The organism is Pararoseomonas sp. SCSIO 73927, assembly GCF_037040815.1.
Taxonomy (GTDB): domain Bacteria; phylum Pseudomonadota; class Alphaproteobacteria; order Acetobacterales; family Acetobacteraceae; genus Roseomonas.
Genome location: NZ_CP146233.1, coordinates 59795 through 76216, shown reverse-complemented (window position 1 = coordinate 76216; position 16422 = coordinate 59795). Strand labels below are relative to the sequence as shown.

General features: G+C 70.4%; 16 protein-coding genes. 1 reads left to right on the top strand and 15 read right to left on the bottom strand.

Features of this window, described 5'->3' with window-relative positions:
- Positions 1 to 17: 17 nt before the first annotated feature.
- From VQH23_RS26275 to VQH23_RS26220, 12 genes are all read right to left on the bottom strand, one after another.
- The gene (locus tag VQH23_RS26275) at positions 18 to 944 is read right to left on the bottom strand and encodes a cation diffusion facilitator family transporter (protein WP_338666183.1); all 927 of its coding nucleotides are present in this window, start codon (positions 942 to 944) and stop codon (positions 18 to 20) included.
- Between the two features lie 264 nt (positions 945 to 1208).
- Positions 1209 to 1481 (bottom strand): hypothetical protein, encoded by a 273-nt coding sequence (locus tag VQH23_RS26270; RefSeq protein ID WP_171979073.1) that lies wholly within the window; start codon positions 1479 to 1481, stop codon positions 1209 to 1211.
- A 181-nt stretch (positions 1482 to 1662) separates the two neighbouring features.
- Positions 1663 to 1938 carry a hypothetical protein gene (locus VQH23_RS26265; RefSeq protein ID WP_075822299.1) on the bottom strand — a complete coding sequence of 92 codons (276 nt, stop codon included), beginning with the start codon at positions 1936 to 1938 and terminating at the stop codon, positions 1663 to 1665.
- A gap of 88 nt (positions 1939 to 2026) precedes the next feature.
- Positions 2027 to 2302 carry a hypothetical protein gene (locus tag VQH23_RS26260; RefSeq protein ID WP_338666182.1) on the bottom strand — a complete coding sequence of 92 codons (276 nt, stop codon included), beginning with the start codon at positions 2300 to 2302 and terminating at the stop codon, positions 2027 to 2029.
- 204 nt (positions 2303 to 2506) lie between these two features.
- Positions 2507 to 3079, bottom strand: coding sequence for a hypothetical protein (locus VQH23_RS26255; RefSeq protein ID WP_075822297.1), 573 nt, complete (start codon positions 3077 to 3079; stop codon positions 2507 to 2509).
- A gap of 137 nt (positions 3080 to 3216) precedes the next feature.
- On the bottom strand, positions 3217 to 3849 hold the full coding sequence (locus tag VQH23_RS26250) for a hypothetical protein (protein WP_184521080.1): 633 nt from the start codon (positions 3847 to 3849) through the stop codon (positions 3217 to 3219).
- Between the two features lie 136 nt (positions 3850 to 3985).
- Entirely contained in the window at positions 3986 to 5350 is a 1365-nt protein-coding gene (locus VQH23_RS26245; RefSeq protein ID WP_338666180.1) for a HAMP domain-containing sensor histidine kinase, read from the bottom strand.
- A complete protein-coding gene (locus tag VQH23_RS26240; protein ID WP_338666179.1) occupies positions 5338 to 6144 on the bottom strand; it encodes a response regulator transcription factor in 807 nt (268 codons plus the stop codon). Before VQH23_RS26240 ends, VQH23_RS26245 begins: the two co-directional genes overlap by 13 nt.
- A gap of 181 nt (positions 6145 to 6325) precedes the next feature.
- Positions 6326 to 6703, bottom strand: coding sequence for a hypothetical protein (locus VQH23_RS26235; RefSeq protein ID WP_184521077.1), 378 nt, complete (start codon positions 6701 to 6703; stop codon positions 6326 to 6328).
- A gap of 69 nt (positions 6704 to 6772) precedes the next feature.
- Complete coding sequence (locus tag VQH23_RS26230) at positions 6773 to 10015, bottom strand: CusA/CzcA family heavy metal efflux RND transporter (protein WP_338666178.1); 3243 nt, start codon at positions 10013 to 10015, stop codon at positions 6773 to 6775.
- Between the two features lie 13 nt (positions 10016 to 10028).
- Positions 10029 to 11279, bottom strand: coding sequence for an efflux RND transporter periplasmic adaptor subunit (locus tag VQH23_RS26225; protein ID WP_338666177.1), 1251 nt, complete (start codon positions 11277 to 11279; stop codon positions 10029 to 10031).
- Positions 11279 to 12601: a TolC family protein gene (locus tag VQH23_RS26220; protein ID WP_338666176.1), complete on the bottom strand. Its 1323-nt coding sequence runs from the start codon at positions 12599 to 12601 to the stop codon at positions 11279 to 11281. Before VQH23_RS26220 ends, VQH23_RS26225 begins: the two co-directional genes overlap by 1 nt.
- A 1052-nt stretch (positions 12602 to 13653) precedes the next feature.
- Here VQH23_RS26220 and VQH23_RS26215 point away from each other — a divergent pair.
- Positions 13654 to 14106: a helix-turn-helix domain-containing protein gene (locus VQH23_RS26215; RefSeq protein WP_075822877.1), complete on the top strand. Its 453-nt coding sequence runs from the start codon at positions 13654 to 13656 to the stop codon at positions 14104 to 14106.
- Positions 14107 to 14722: 616 nt separating this feature from the next.
- Here the strand turns inward: VQH23_RS26215 and VQH23_RS26210 are convergent.
- The 3 genes from VQH23_RS26210 to VQH23_RS26200 all read right to left on the bottom strand — a co-directional run bounded on the left by VQH23_RS26210 (position 14723) and on the right by VQH23_RS26200 (position 16343).
- Positions 14723 to 14995: a hypothetical protein gene (locus VQH23_RS26210; protein ID WP_075822878.1), complete on the bottom strand. Its 273-nt coding sequence runs from the start codon at positions 14993 to 14995 to the stop codon at positions 14723 to 14725.
- 72 nt (positions 14996 to 15067) lie between these two features.
- Positions 15068 to 15943, bottom strand: coding sequence for a DUF932 domain-containing protein (locus tag VQH23_RS26205; RefSeq protein ID WP_338666175.1), 876 nt, complete (start codon positions 15941 to 15943; stop codon positions 15068 to 15070).
- A gap of 151 nt (positions 15944 to 16094) precedes the next feature.
- Positions 16095 to 16343: a hypothetical protein gene (locus tag VQH23_RS26200; protein WP_126281748.1), complete on the bottom strand. Its 249-nt coding sequence runs from the start codon at positions 16341 to 16343 to the stop codon at positions 16095 to 16097.
- Positions 16344 to 16422: the final 79 nt, after the last annotated feature.

The following is a 16422-nucleotide window of genomic DNA, read 5'->3' as shown; positions in this document are numbered from 1 at the left end:
CCCGCCAGGGTCACCCGTCAGTGGCGGTGCCCTGCTTCCGCGGCGCCCCAGTTGTCCGTCGTGGTGCCCCCGTGGGCGCCCGCCAGCTCGGCCTGGACTGTCGCGTGGGTGATGCCGAACCGCCCGGCCAGCATGGTGCCCAAGGCATCCTCCAGGCGGTCCTCCCGGGCCAGGGAGGGCTCGACCACCACGTGGGCCGATAGGGCCACCTTGCCGCTGGTCAGGGACCAGACGTGCAGATCGTGGATGTCTCGCACCCCCGGCGTGTCCCGCATCGCGGTCTCGACGGCATCCAGATCGATGCCGCGAGGCACGCTCTCCAGCAGCACGTCGATGGCCTCGGACAGGAGGGTCCAGGTGCGTGGAAGGACCCATAGGGCGATGCCGATGCCGAGCACCGGGTCCACCCAGGTCCAGCCGGTCGCCCAGATGACCGCCGCGCCGACGATGACAGCGATCGAACCCAGGAAGTCGCTCCAGACCTCCAGGTAGGCGCCCTTCACGTTGAGGCTGCTCTCGCTGCCGCCCGCGAGCAGGCGCATGGAGATCCAGTTCACCAGCAGGCCGAAGGCGGCGACGGCCAGCATGCCGACGGTGCCGACCTCGGCGGGCTCGCGGAAGCGCTGGTACGCCTCGTAGAGGATGTAGATCGCCACCAGGAACAGCAGGGAGGCGTTGAAGGCGGTCGCGAGGATCTCGAAGCGGTGGTAGCCCCAGGTCCGGCGCCTGTCCGCGGGACGGCGGCCGATGCGGATGGCGACGAGCGCCACGGCCAGGGCCAGCGCGTCGGTCAGCATGTGGGCCGCGTCGGACAGGAGCGCGAGACTGTTGAAGACGTAGGCGCCCGCGACCTCGGCCAGCAGGAAGGTGCCGGTCAGGGCGAGCGCCTTCGTCAGCGCGGCGGAGTTGGCGTTGCCCACCCCATGGTCGTGATCCTGTCCCATTCGCACCTCCACGTCGGCCCACCGCCTCGGGGCCGCCGCAAGGGTGGGTACAATCTCCAGTCACTGGAGCATCAAGGAAAAACTTGTCGCCGATGACGCGGAGGGCGTCGGCATGACCGGCGCGCCCCGCGCACTATGTCGGCAGGGCACGAGGGCGACCAGATCGGGAACCTAGTCGCCCATCCCGTGCGCCTGCTCCTGGCAGGACTGAGGGCCGCGTAGACGGGCGGCGGGGCGGGGCCGCCCTATGGCCCCGCCTGTCGTTCACGGCAGCGGCGGCGCGCTCTTGTCGCGGTGTCCGTGCTCGTCCAGGTCGCCGGGCTTGTGGCCCGGGTGGTCGTGGTGGGGACCGGGCGTCTCCGTGACGCTCCTGTCGCGGTGGCCCTCCGGGTCGAGATCGCCCGGCGTGTGCCCCGGATGGTCATGGTGCTGACCGGGAACCTCCTTCGTCGCCTGGTCGCGATGGCCGTGCTGGTCGAGGTCGCCCGGCTTGTGCCCGGGATGATCGTGGTGCGGGCCCGGCTGTTCCTGCGGCATCCTCGCGCTCCTTCCTGACTGGCCCCGAGCCCGCCGTCACCGCCTGGCATCCATGGCTTCCACAGTGCGACGCCTCGGTTCGCGGTAAACTCCGGATCCCGAGACGCCGTTCCCCGCTCGAATATTTAGTTTTGTAAATGCCCGCGGCGCCCGGCTCTCGCTGAGTCCAGCGCCTCGGCCGCTAATTCTGCTGCGAGGGATCCTGGATGCCTGGTACGCCAGCCTGCGGGCTCGGCGGACCTTCGCCGCTGTGGTCGGGGCCGTGCGGGGCAGCCGGGGAGGCCGCGGCTCCCGGCACGCCTGCCCCCTGGTCCGGGACCATGGCGGCCGGGTGGCCGGGATGCGGTGCGGTCGGGACCATGACCTGGGGCGGCCCGGAACCCTGCGTCACCGGGGACTGGGCCAGCGCGGGCAGCGCCACCAGTCCGAGGGCAAGGGCGAGGGCGTGGTTCCTCATTGGGGTGTCTCCTGCTGAGCGCGTGCGTCCAAGGGGCTGGATGAGGCCCGGTGGTGCGGCGGTCGTCCGGCCGCCGCGCCGGGATGCCTCACTGACCCTGGCCGCCGCCGCCGGTCGCGCCGCTCTGCTCGAGGAAGGTCTGCTTCGCCCCCTGCATGCCTGCGTAGGGGAGATCCTGCGGCCGCGGCCGGTAGTGGTCCTCGTGGGTGTGGGGCTGGACGTCGCTGCGCGACATGACCTGCGTCTGGAAGACCTGCTGCGGGTAGTATCCCTCGGCCGAGGCAGTCGTGGCGACGAACGGCGCGAACATAGCGGCCGCGAGAGCCAGGGTTCCCGTCGCCTTCATCTTCTTGCTGCGGAACATCTTCTCTTCTCCGTGTGGGTGCTGACGGCTTCTTTCCGCCCTGCCGAGAAGATAACGCCAGAGGCCCAATTTTTCAGCGGATCCTAATGTTTTTATTTGTGTATTTGGATTTTTGTCTTGATGATTACTTTTCTTTTCCGACGTGTTTCCGGCTTGTAAATCCCGAATGCCGGAGAACCCTGCGCCTTCCGGCCTACATCGGCGTCAACGTGGCGGCCCAGGGGCTTCCATCTCGGCGAGGCACCTGCCGAGGGCCGGTGCGGTCTGCGCCAGGCCCGTCGCCGGGATGGGCCAGGTTCCGCCGCCGGGCATGGTCAACTCGATGGAGGATGCCGCCGCGAGCCGGGCGACAAGGCGCACTCGTTCCCCGGCATCGGCCGCGAGAACGCCGCGCGCCATCAGGAAGCCATTTGGCAGCGACCGCACGAGGTCGGCCAGGGCGACCTCGCGGAGCCCGTCGATGCTTAGCGCCAGCTCGCTCCTGGGGCTCAGGGCATTCGTTCCAGCCCCCTCCAGGAACAGGAAGAGGATGGCCTCGGCGCCCCGCATCTGGAGGGAGAGGCTGCGCCCCAGCCCGCCGGTGGCGTCCGTCCACATGGTGGTCCATCCGCACCAGGCATCGCCGCGCTCCCCGAGGTAGAGGGACACGCTCCAGGCGCCCGCGCGCCGGGTCCATGCGGTGTCGGCTGCCGCCTTCCCACCGGGCGCCAGCAGCGCGGGCACGCACGACAGGAGGACCGCCGCGATGCGCCACCTGCTCGACCTTTCTCCGCTCATGTGGCGTCGATCCCCCTTGTGGCCCCCCTGGCTCGGATGCGGGACCAACATCGCTGGTGTGGGTGGAAGACGAGCCCACCTGTGTCGCCCTCAGGCCCGACCGTCCGGCACGGACGGCCGGGCCATCGAACGCCGGACTACCGGCGGGTCGGCAGGGTCAGCTCGGTGACGCGCCACGGCCGGGCCGAATACACCGCTCCCGCCCTGCTCGTGCCAGCCTGCGCCAGGATCGCCCCGGTTTCCTTGTCGATCGTGTAGGTCGAGTGCAACACGAAGGAGGTGTCCAGCATGCTCCTCAACGTGCCCTCCACGGCCCACGCCGGGCGCTCCTCGCTCTCCGTCTGGAAGACCGTCTCGCCGACGACGCGGAAGCTCTCCTCGAAGGGGACGGGCTGCATGTCGGGCCGGAAGGCTTGGTTGACGAGCTGGTACCGCGCCGTGGACGAGCGTCCCGGTGCGAGCGGGAACAGGGACGCCAGCGCCTGGCGGCGGATGCCCTCGTTCATGGGGTGCGTGGTCAGGAGGCCGCCGAGTGCCCGGGCGGTTCCCTGCTGCGTGCGGACCAGGCAGACGGCCGGATCGTTCGGATCGGCGCCCGCGTAGCGGACGCGAACGCCGTCGTCGCGCACCGCAACGGTCCCGGCTGGCGGGCAGACGACGCCGCTCAGCGCCGTGGTGGTGGGCGGCGTCGAGGCCACCTGCCCGGCGGAGCAGGCCGCGAGCGTCAGGGTAGCGCCGACAAGCGCGACGGGTGTCATGAACTTCGGCATTGGAAGTCTCCTCGGGGCGATACTGCGCCGCCGATTGTGCAAGGCCGAAATGCACTGACAACGAGCATTGTCCTGCTGCGCCCGCGTGGAAACAACACGATGAAACCCGGAAACAGCCAGCAACGACCCGGAAAACTTATTGCTTGGTTTTCGCCTTCTGGCCGGGCGTCGGGACGTCCACGGGAAGGCGGATGGTGGCGACGGTTCCCCTGCCCGGCTCGCTCGTGATCTCGAGGCGCCCGCCGTGCGATTCGGCGATGGCCCGGGCGGTGGCGAGGCCGAGGCCGCTGCCGCCCCCGCTGGTCCGGGCGCGATCGCCCCGGAAGAAAGGCTCGGTCACGCGGGGCAGGTCCTCGGCAGGAATCCCGGGACCGCGGTCGCCGACCCGTATCACGGCCTCATCCTCCGTGGCCTCCACTTCCACCCATGGCCGCTCGCCGTGCCGGAAGGCGTTGGCGACGAGGTTCGTGACCGCCCGCTTCAGCGCGACCCGGCGCACGGTCGCTATGGCCCGCCTGTTCATCCCGCGCTCCTCGACGGCCTGCCCGGCATCGGCGAACTCGTCGGTGATGCTGTGGACCAGGGCGGCGATCGCGAGGGGGCGGGCGATCTCGCCGCCATCCCCGCCGCGCAGGTAGGCCAGGACGTCCGAGACCATCGTCTCCATCTCGGCCAGGTCACGGCGGAGCGGGTCGCTCACCTCGGGCCGGAGGTCGTCCACCCTGAGGCGCATTCGCGTGATGGGCGACATGAGGTCGTGGGACAGTGCGCCCAGGGCGAGCGTGCGCTGCCGGAAGGCGTCGCGTGTCCTCCTGGCCATCCCGTTGAGCGCGTCGGCGAGCTGCCGCACTTCCCGCGGTCCAGTCGTCTCCACGGCTTCTACCTCCCCCGCGGGATCCATCCGGGAGACGGCACCTGCCAGGGCCGACACGGGCGAGGCCACGGCCCGGGCTGCCAGCCCGACGGCGACGAGCAGCGCCAGCCCGAAGGCGCCCGCGTAGAGGTACAGCGCCTTCAGCTCCGCCGAGAGCAGGTCGAAGGTCCGCATCTCAATGTCGACCCACGAGCCGTCGCCGAGCCGGGCGGATGCCGCGATGCCGATGAGGTGCCCGTTGGCCGGATCCACGCGTCCCGCATCGACCCGGAAGTTCCTGGCGACCGCGACCAGGGCCTGGGTGCGCTCGGAGATCCGCCGGGCGGCGGCGTTCAGCGTGCCGCCCGCGACGGGGGTCTGCTCGGCCAGGGGATTGATTTCGAGGCCCGGCCGGGACATCGCCCGCGCGATGCTGTCCTGGGCGCCGGGCGGGGCGGCCGCGAGGGCGTCGAGGAGCGTCGCGAGCCGCTGGGACAGGAGTTCCTCCGTGCTCCAGTCGACGGCATGGCGGAGGAGGTAGTCGTGAACGACCACCATGGCGCCGAACAGCACCGCGAAGCCGATGAGGAGGGCCGCGACCGTGCGGGTCGCGAGCGTCTCGGGCAGGATCCTCCTCAGCCGGTCCATTCGACGGGGCTCGTGAACATGTACCCGGCGTTCCTCACCGTCTTGATGAGGGACGGGCGCGCCTCGGCACCGGGAAGGGAGTCTAGCTTGGACCTCAGGCGGCTGACCTGGACGTCCATGGAGCGGCCGAGGCCGCCGTAGGGGCGGTTGCGGGCGAGGTCGAGGAGCTGGTCCCGGGTGAGGATTCGCTGCGGCCGCTCCACGAAGACCAGCAGGACGTCGTACTCGCCCCCCGTCAGGTCGACGCCCACCCCGTCGGGCTGGAACAGCTCACGTCGCCTCGTGTCGAGCGACCAGCCCGCGAAGTGCGCGATCTCGCGCCTCGGCGTCCCGGCATGTCCTTCCTTGCCGTCGGTCCGCCGTAACAGCGCCCGTATCCGGGCCACCAGCTCGCGCGGCTCGGGCGGCTTCACAATGAAATCGTCGGCCCCGAGCTCCAGCCCGGTCACGCGGTCCGAGGTCTCCCCGAGGGCGGTCAGCATGATGATGGGCATGTCGCCCTGTGCCCGCAGCTCGCGGCAGAGCTCGAAACCGGACTGGCCCGGCAGCATCACGTCCAACAGGATCAGGTCCACCGGCGCGGAGACGAGCAGCCGCTCCATGTCGACGCCGTCCCGCGCCCCGCTGGCGCGGAAGCCGCTGCGGCGGAGGTGCGACAGCAGGAGCTTCCGCATCTCCTCGTCGTCCTCGACCACGAGGACGTGGCGCCCCTCGCCGTACAGGGGCGGCTCGGTCTGGGTCGGCGTGCCGCACGGCGGCTCGCTCCCCGCACTGCCCGGGTTTCTCTCGTTCATCCTGCGCCTCCGGCCACCCGCGGTGCGGCGTGGACGTTCATGTCCCGCCGGGGCCCGTCCAGGGCCCCGGGGTCCTTCGATTGCATCGCCATGAGATGATCCTCAGGCCTTCGCCGCCGCGCGGAGCTGCACGGCGGCAGGCGCCCGCCCGGTCGGGCGGGCGATCACACGGGCCGCCGCCTCAGAACCGCGCCTGGCCGCTGCGACCGGCGGGGTTCTTGATCTGCAGCGTGACAGAGGTTCCGCGGGCGACCGGGCTCGCGGCGGCCCCGGTCATTGTGTTCTCCGCGCCGGGTGCCAGCTGGACGACCTGGCGCGACTGCCCCGAGCCGACCAGGGCCGAGGCCGTGTAGCCCGCCGCGGGGACGGGCTTTCCGGCCTCGTCGTAGAGGTGGACGGTTAGTGTCCGCTCGGACGTCAGCAGCTCGGCGTGGACGCCCACCACGTCCTGCATCTTGCCGCCGTGCGGGCCCTGGTCGCCGTGGCTGTGACCCTGCTGGGCCAGGGCGCCCGTGGAGAGTGCGGCGGCCGCGATGGCCGCGAGGATGGTCCTGCGCATGTCATAGATCCTTGGTGACTGGGGTTGGTCGAACCCGGTGGCCGCCGGGAACGGCGGCCACCGGCACGCTCACTCGGCCGGGGCGTGGCCCGCCCGGGCGGGCGCCTCCTCGGTCGCGGGCGCCTGCACGCGGCCGAACATCACGTACAGGGCGGGCAGCACCAGCAGGGTGAGCAGCGTCGCGGTGATGAGGCCGCCGATGACGACGGTCGCCAGCGGCTTCTGGACCTCAGCCCCGGGGCCGGTCGCGATGGCCATGGGCACGAAGCCCAGCGACGCGACGAGGGCGGTCATGGCCACGGGCCGCAGCCGGGTCATGGCGCCCTGGTAGACCGCGTCCCGCAGGGACAGGTGCCCCCGCAGGATGAGGTCCTTGATGGAGGTCGCCATCACCAGCCCGTTAAGGACGGCCACGCCGGAGAGCGCGATGAACCCGACGGCCGCCGGGACCGAGAACGGCATGTCCCGCAGCCACAGGGCGAGCAGGCCGCCCGACAGGGCCAGCGGCACGCCGCTGAACACCACCAGCGCGTCACGCACGGAGCCCAGGGCCGCGTAGAGCAGCACCAGGATCAGCAGGAAGCAGGCGGGCACCACGACGGTCAGTCGCTCGCGCGCCTTGGCCAGGTTCTCGAACTGCCCGCCCCAGGTGACGGTGTAGCCGGGTGGCAGCTGCACCTCGCGCTCCACCCGCGCCTGCGCCTCGGCCACGATGGAGCCGATGTCGCGCCCGCGGGCGTTCGCCTGGACGACGACCCGGCGCCGCCCCTGCTCGCGGCTGATCTGGTTCGGCCCCTCCACCACGCGAAGCGTCGCGACCTGCTGAAGCGGCACCGATGCCGCGGGACGCCCTGCCACGGGCGGCAGCGGCACGGGCAGGCTCCGCAGGGTCTCAAAGTTGCCCCGCAGGCTTTCGGGCAGGCGGACCACGATGGCGAAGCGCCGGTCGCCCTCGTAGACCATCCCCGCCTCGCGCCCGCCGATCGCGGTCGCCACGACGGCCTGGACGTCGGCGACGCTGAGGCCGCGGCGGGCCACCTCGGCCCGGTTCACCGTGATCTCCAGGAAGGGCAGGCCTGTCGCCTGCTCCACCTTCACGTCCTCGGCGCCCTCGATGCCGTTCAGGATGTTGGAGATCTGCCCGGCCACCTGGAGCATCGGGCCGTACTCGTCGCCGAAGACCTTCACGGCGAGGTCACCGCGCACGCCCGCCAGCAGTTCGTTGAAGCGCATCTGGATGGGCTGGCTGAACTCCATCGCGTTGCCGGGGATGCCAGCGACCGACGCCTCGATGCGCCGGACCAGCTCCGCCTTCGGCAAGGACGGATCGGGCCACTCCGAGCGGGGCTTGAGGATGATGAAGGTGTCGGAGGCGTTCGGCGGCATCGGGTCGGAGGCGACCTCCGCCGTACCCGTCTTCGAGTAGATGACCTGCACCTCGGGCAGGCGGGAGATGCGGCGTTCCAGCACCGACTGCATGGCTTGGGACTGCTGCAGGGAGGTGCTGGGGATGCGGAGCGCCTGCATGGCGAGGTTGCCCTCGTCCAGCGTCGGGATGAACTCCTGCCCGAGCCGGGAGAACAGGCCGAGGCAGGCGACGAAGAGGAGGGCGCCCGCCGCGACGACGGGGAACGGGGCGCGCAGCGCGCCGCCTAGGAGCGGGGCATAGGCGTGCTTGAGGCCGCGGACGATGGCCACGTCCTTCTCCTGCACCCGGCCGCTGATCCAGATGGCGATGAGGGCCGGGACCAGGGTCAGGGAGAGGATGAAGGCGCAGACCAGGGCGATGATGACGGTCAACGCCATCGGGATGAACATCTTGCCCTCGACCCCCGTGAAGGTCAGGAGCGGCGCGTAGACGAGGATGATGATGGCCTGCCCGTAGAGCGAGGGCCGGATCATCTCCTTGGCGCTGTCCGCCACGGTCTGGAGGCGCTCCACGACGGTCAGCAGGCGTCCCTTCTCGTGCTGGCGCTCGGCGAGGTGGCGCAGGCTGTTCTCGGTGATGATGACGGCGCCGTCGACGATCAGGCCGAAGTCGAGCGCGCCGAGCGACATCAGGTTGGCCGAGATGCCGCCCCGGACCATGCCGAAGGCAGTCAGCAGCATCGTCACCGGGATGACCAGGGCGGTGATGATGGCCGCCCGGATGTTCCCGAGCATCAGGAACAGGATGACAATGACCAGCAGCGCGCCCTCGCCGAGGTTCTTGGCGACGGTGTGGATGGTGGCATCCACCAGGAGACCGCGATCCAGCACCGTGACCGCCTCGACGCCCCGCGGCAGGGTCCGCCGGAGATCGTCCACCTTGGCGTGGACGGCCTCCGCGACAATTCGGGAGTTCTCGCCGAGGAGCATGAGGGCGGTGCCGACCACCATCTCCTGCCCGTTGCCGCTGGCGCTGCCCGTCCGCGGCGCCTGGCCGATGGTCACCCGCCCGACGTCACGCAGCAGGATGGGCACGCCCTCGCGGGTGGCGACGACCACCTGCTCGAGTTCGGCCACGCTCGTGACCCGGCCGCCGGAGCGGACGACGAGTCCTTCGCCGCCTCGCTCGACGTAGCCCGCGCCGGTCGAGACGTTGTTCCGCTCGATGGCCGTCGAGAGGTCGGAGAAGCTCAGTCCCAGGGCGATCAAGCGGGCCGGGTCGGGCTGGACCACGTACTGCTTCGTGTAGCCGCCGATGGCGTCCACGCCCGCGACACCCCGCACGTTCCGGACCTGTGGCCGGATGATCCAGTCCTGGACCGTTCGGAGGTAGGTGGCCCGGTCCGCCTCCGTGGCTAGGCGCTCGCGCTCAGGGGTCAGGTAGCTGCCGTCGGCCTGCCATCCCGGCTGGCCGTCCGGCACGACATCGCCCTGTTTCCTGGGCGCGAAGTTCACCGTCCACATGGTGACTTCGCCGAGGCCGGTGGAGACAGGGCCTAGACGCGGCTCTACCCCCTCCGGCATGGCCTCCCGTGCCTCGATCAGCCTCTCCAGCACCTGCTGGCGGGCGAAGTAGATGTCGGTACTCTCGGTGAAGACCGCCGTGACTTGGCTGAAGCCGTTACGGGAGATGGAGCGCGTGCTCTCCAGCCCGGGGATGCCCGCCAGCGCCGTCTCGATCGGGAAGGTGACCTGCTTCTCGATCTCGTAGGGCGAGAGCGAGGGCGCGAGCGTGTTGATCTGCGCCTGGTTGTTGGTGATGTCCGGGGTCGCGTCGATGGGCAGCCGCGTGACTGACCACGCGCCGATGCAGGCCGCGATGACGGCCAGGAGCACGACCGTCCAGCGGTTGCGGACGGAGAAGTCGAGGATGGGTCCAATCATGTCCGGGCGGCTTTCAGTGCGCGTGCCCGGCTTCGGACTTGCTCAGCTCGGCCCGGAGCGAGAAGGCGTTGGCCACCGCGATCTCCGTCCCCTGGTCCAGCCCGAAGATGACCTCGTAGCCGTTCGCGTCTTCGCGCCCGGTCTCCACCTCCCTCAGCTCGAAGCCCTCCTCGTTCCTCACGAAGACGACCTTCTTGCCCTCGACCTCCTGCACGGCGTCGCGCGGAACCAGCGCGTCCACTTGCTGCTCGGCCGTGGAGAGGTGGGCGGTGACGAAGCCGCCCGCCCTCCACACGCCCTCGGGATTTGCGATCTCGGCGACCGCTCGGGCCGAGCGGGTCTCGGGATCCAGGACCGGGCTGAGGAAGACGATCTTGCCCTCGGTGCGTGCCTCGCCCTCCCCGGTGACGAGCACCGTCTGGCCCTGGCGCGCCATGGGCAGGTCCCGCGGCGGGATGGTCAGCTCGACCCAGAGGACCGAGAGGTCGGCAACCGCGAACACCTCGGCGTCCGCGGCCACGGAGGCGCCCAGCACCGCGTTGCGGGCGGTGACCCGCCCGGCCATGGGCGCCCGTAGCTCCAGGCGGCGGAGCGTGGCAGCGGGCTGGCGTGCCAAGGCGGCGACCTCGGCGTCCGACAGGCCGAGTGCGGCCAACCGGGCGCGGCCGAGGTCCACCTTGATGCGGGCTTCCTCCGCCGCGGTCCGGGCCTGGAGGAACTCCTGCTCGGCGGAGATCTTCTGGCGCCAGAGGCGGGTCTCGCGGGCCAGCGTCGTCTCGGCCAGGGCCGCCGCGCGCGTGGCGGCCAGGAACTCGCCCTTGGCGTCCGCAACCTCGCGGCTCTCCAGCACGGCCAGGATGTCGCCGCGCGCGACCTCTTCACCCAGGGTCTTGCGGACCTCGGCCACGATTCCGCCGAGGCGGGCCGTCACCCGTGCCTGCCGGTCCTGGCTCGCGGCGAGGACGCCCGGGACCGCCGCACGGGTCACCAGGACACCGCCCTGGACGGCCGCGACCCGGATGCCCGCGGCCTCGACCTGCTCGGCCGTCATTTTGATGCGGCCTTCCTCGCCGTGTTCCTCGCCCTCGGCGTGGCCGTGGCCGTCCCCCTTTGGCGCAGCGGCGGGAGCGGCGGCGCGGGCTGCTCCGGTGGCGGTGGACTGCATCCCGAGGAGGCTTCGGGCGGTCTCGGGGATGGACGGGTAGGCGACAGACAGGGCCAGGCCGCCGATGGCGGCGCCTGCCAGCAAGGTCATGCGGAGCATCAGCGGGCACTCCCGTTCGGGGCGTTCACGGGCTGGGGGGAGACGGCGGGCAGGTCGCCGCGCAGGCGCTGCACCTGGGCACGGAGGGCATGGAAGGCCTGGATGGCCTCCACGAGCTGGGCGCGGGTGTCGGAGAGCGCCCGCTGGGCGTCGAGGACCTCCAGGAAGCTGAAGCGCCCCTCGCCGTAGCCGAGGGTGGCGAACCGGGCCGCCTGCTCGGCGGAGGGCAGTGCCGTTCGCCGAAGGGTGTCGGCCGACCGCCAGGCCAGGGCCAGGCGTTGCTCGGCCGCGACGAGGGTGGCGACGAGAACGCTGCGCCCCCGATCGGCCTCGGCCTCGGCGCGGGTCACCTCGGCCTGGGCACGGGCGATGCCGCCCTGGTTCCGATCGTAGAAGGGCAGCGGGATGGAGGCGCCCGCGACGAAGGCCGTCTCGTTGCTGTCGCCGAAGCGGCGCACGTCCCCGGAGATGGTCACGTCAGGCACGGCGGTCGCGCGCTGGAGGGTCAGGTTCGCCCGCTGCTGGGCGATCGCCGCCTCCAGCCGGGCCAGCTCGGGACTACCCGAGAGACGAGCCAGCGGGTCCGTTGGAACCGGGCGGCCGGGATTGGGACCGATCTCGTCGAACCAAGCCTGGCGAGGGGCGAGTTCGACCCGGGGCACCCCGATGAGCACGGCAAGGTCGGCTAGGGAGATGTCGACCTCGCGCTGGGCACGCTCGGCGGCGATGTCGGCCGTGGCCCGGACCACCTCGGCCCGCTCGGCCTGGAGCAACGGATCCCGGCCTGCCTCGACCCGGGCGCGAGCGGCCCGGAGCGTCTCGGCTGCCAGGCGGGCGCGCTCTCGCTCGACGCCGACGAGCCGCCGGGCGGCCTCTGCGGTGGCCAGGGCCGTCACCACCTCCCGGGCGATCTCCAGCCGGACGCCGGTGAAGTCGAGCGCGGCGACCTCGCCGCTGCGGGCAGCAAGATCGATCCGGGCGGAGCGCTTGCCGCCGAGCTCGATGCGCTGGGCGAGGCCGACCGTGCTCTCCAGGGTCCGGAAGGCCCGGTTCTCCTGGCGGCCACCGAAGCCGCCGAAGTTTTCGAAGCTGCCCCTCAGTTCCGGGTTGGGCCGGAGCCGTGCCTGGAGGGCGTCGGCCTGCACGGCCTGGCGGCCCGCCCCGGCGCCGCGGAGAGCGGGGGAGACGGTGAGTGCGGCCTCGACCGCCTGCTGGGGCGATAGGATGGTGAGGGGCGCAACAGGCGGACGGGCGTCCTGTCCGAAGGCCAGGGCCGGGACGACGGCGAGAACCGCCGCGAGCCGGGCAACGCTGAGCATCATTGTCGCCCCGCACCGCCGGGCCAGGGCACCCACCGTGGCGCCACTGAAGTCCGCGGGATGGGAGGCGGCCACCGAGATTCCAGCCGCGGCCCAGGAGCGGTTTGCTCCCCGTGTCTCCAGGGACACGTGCCGCCTCTGTCCTTCGTCTCGCGCGCCATCCACCAGGTGATCTCCCGTCGATGGCTCGGCAGATAGGGCCTCTAGCGACTGGAGGTTCAAGGGCCATTCTGCGTTGGAAGACGCCGTCGGAGTGGAAGCATGGCTGAACGGGCGCCTGCGGGGCCCAAGGCCAGGGAGCCTTCGGGGAAGCCCAGGTGCCGCCGGGACGATGCAGGCGGTGGGTGAGGCGACGGGTGGCCGGGTGCCCTGGGCGAGGGCGGCCTCAGGGATGACGGCATGGAGCGCCGTTAGCCGGGCAGTGCTGAATGACATGGAGGTACCTGGAATGACGGACCGCGAACGGGCCGGGCACCGCCGCCCTCAGGGATGGGCGGGCCGGACCAGCAGGAAGGCGTGTTCCGTCAGGCGCGAGGTGGTCTTGGCGGCAGTTCGGTCACGCCGGAGGGCAGCAGCCGGTCCGGCACCGGGACCGGCTTGAACTCAGGATGGACGACCGCAGGCGCCCCGGCCGCAAGGATCGGCGGGAGCGGGGTTACCTTGCCGCAGAGGTGGTGGGCTGAGTGACACGGCAGGGAGTCCGGCTGCAGGGGTTCGTCACCAGAGCCAGCGTCCATGAGAACCAACTCGACCAGCGCGGGCGGACTCGTGACCGTAGGGGCACCAGCATCCGCCGAGACCGCCAGAGACAGGAGCATGAGCGCGCACATCATCACCGAGAGCACTCGGCGAAGGATCCTGGCGGCCAGCGATGTCGGCAGGGCGAGCATGCTGCCCAAGTCTAACGCAGCTGTAATCCGGTGTCATCGGGAGACGGGGGGACATCTTGTCCCACCCCCCTGTCGGCCTTGCAGGGCAGGCCAGGGAGCCAGCAGGGAGGTACGGTGTCACCGAGGCCCCATATCCTCCAGGATGGCCCTGACCGAGGAGATACCATGGCGAGGCTGACGATCGGCGAGCTGTCGCGGCTGACCGGCGTGAAGGCGACCACGATCCGCTGGTACGAGGCCGAGGGCTGGCTGCCTCCTCCCGCCCGAACCGAGGGCGGGCACCGCTCCTACGGGGATGCCCACCTCCGGCGGCTCGGCTTTATCCGCCATGCCCGGGAACTCGGCTTCTCCATGGAGCACATCCGCTCCCTCCTCGACCTCGCCGACCGGCCCGGGACGGACTGCTCGGCGGCACACGCCATCGCCATGGCCCACATCGCCGAGGTGGACGCCCGGATGAAGCGCCTCGAGGCGCTGCGATCGGAATTGCAGCGGATGGCCAGCCAGTGCGTGGGCGGCCACGTGGAGGAGTGCCGTATCATCGAGACACTGGCGGACTTTGGGCATGGGCACTGTACTGTCCCCATACATGGGGAGCCGGCGTCACGTCTGGGCTGAGCGATATATCGTTACGATGTCGTGGTAGTATCGATGGATCGAGGACGGCAGGCCGGCGAAGCCGGCCGGGCGAGTGGAGCGCAACACCTGATCTTTTCAGGTTCGGCCAAATTACGACTCTGTATTATCGTCCTTCACAGTGCCGCCCCGCCATCCTGGCGGCCAAGGCATCGCAGCGTGCGCTTCCGCGACGCGGCGCAGCGCCGCCGCCTCCTCGTCAGATAGGGGCCGTATGCCACGGGGATAGCGCACCCACTCCCCCCTATCGCACCCCATCTGGTCAGAAAACTCGCGTAGCTCGGGCGACAGCGGCGCATGGGCCGCTGCCAACCCCTCTAACCATCCGCCGAAGTCGTCGCGGATCTCGTGCCGCCCGTTGGCCATCTGGCGCACCGCCGCTTGCCCCACGTTCAGTCGGCGTGCGAGGCCGCGCTTGGTCCAGCCGATCGTTTCCAGGCACTCGGCGAAGCGGGATGGGGACATAGCCATACGGACGGTAATGACCCGACGACGGCACCGGCCGCAACGTAGAAGGCCGCCCGGAGGCGGCCAGCGGCGAAGCACAGAGCGGGGCAGCGAGGGCGGGCCGAAGCCTGCCCGCACCACCTTAACGCGGTCACGACGAGGCCCCAGCGGCGCCCGGTGTAGCACGATAGGGCGGGATCGCCGCGGCGGCGCGCACGGCCGCGCGTTCGGTCAGCATGGCCAGCAACAGCGCCTCGCTCTCACCGTCGATCAGGTTGCAGATGATGGCGCGGCCGGCGGCATCCTCGACCACGGCAAGGAGGTAGGCGGGATCTTCTGAACTGGTGCCGAGCGCCAGGCCGTTGCCGGCGTCGTCATTGAGTACGAGCGAAATGCCCAGGATAGGCAGAGCGTGGAAATCCATAGTGCGGAGCTTTCGACGGGGTGGCACGCAAGGGCGGAAGGAAGGGCGGGGATCGCTCCCCGCCCCCACTGGTTAGGCGGCGCTCTTGAGGGCCGCCATGCGCTCGCCCAGCATCCACAGCGCCCGGTTGAGCTTCACGTCCTGGTCGATTCCCGTAACCTCGCGCGAGGTGATGCGGCGCGGGCGGTTGTTACCGTCCCTGCCCCAAGCCTGGAGGCCGCCGCGAATGGTGTTTTCCTGCACCCGGTTAAAGGTGCTCCACAGGTCCGCGCCCGTGTCCGCCGCCCGGCGGGCGGTGAGGAACTGTTCCGCCTGAATTGGGGAGGCGACGTTGCCCTCCTCGTCTCCGAAGCGGATCACGCGGGCGGCTTCCGCAAGGATGTTCTGTTCCTCGCGATTAAGGGCGACGCTGGCCCAGGCATCAGCGGCCTCAATGGCCTGGCGCGAGGCGCCGAGGACCTCGTAACTGCCCTCGATCACTTGGCGCACTACGTCGCCCTTGTGCGGCACCTTTACCGAGCGTTCCGGCCCGTCCGACACCACCATCCCATTGAGGCAGGCGAGGCGGAACACGCCTGCGGTGACGTGGTAGGCGCTGGTCCCATCGTGGGAGTTGATGAGCACGACTTCCGGAAAGGTCATGCCGACGCGACGCGGCTGGCTTGCCTGACCCTCGTGGCGGAAGCGGATCAGGTGCTTGGTGTGGCCGCTGCGGTCGGCGTCGCGCGGGCGGGTCTGCCGCGCCAGCACCGGCACAAAGCCTTCGCGTCGCAGACCCGCGATTACGTCCGCTGTCGGGATATAGGCGTAGCGCGCGGAGCGGGAGGAATGGGCCTCTGTCGCGAAGGCAGACGGGGCGAGCTGCATTAGCTCCCCGTCTGACAGTGGGTTAGCGCCCATCGCGGCGCGGGTGGAACCGAAGGAACGAGAAGAACGGAAGAACGTCATGCGGAGCGCCTTGCTCTAACCGCCGAAGCGAAGCGCCTCGGCTGAGAGGAACATTACCCCGACCCAATCCACCGGTCAACGTTTTTAAATTGAAAAATTCATTTATACAGTAACGGGTCCGTGCCCTTGTCTGTTGCGGCGGCGTAGGGTTCTACGCCGCCGGTGTGCTCTCGTTCTTGGTGGCAATGCTGGCCGCGATCATGCCTGCGATGATGGCTTGCGGCGTGACATTGCGGCCCGTCTCCATCGAACGACGGGCGCTTTCCTCTGTGAGGGCGAGCAGGTGCGCGCGCGGAATACGGAGCGTCAGTTGCGCCATGTCACCGCCGGCCGGGCGGCCAGGGCGGCGCTTGACCGGGGTGCCAGTGGCCTTGGCGTCGGGGCTAGAGCTGTCTGACATACTGGGATCCTGGAGAACATTCATGGTGGTTGATAAATTAAAAAACTAAACAACCACGATGCCCTCGGATGGGGAAGGC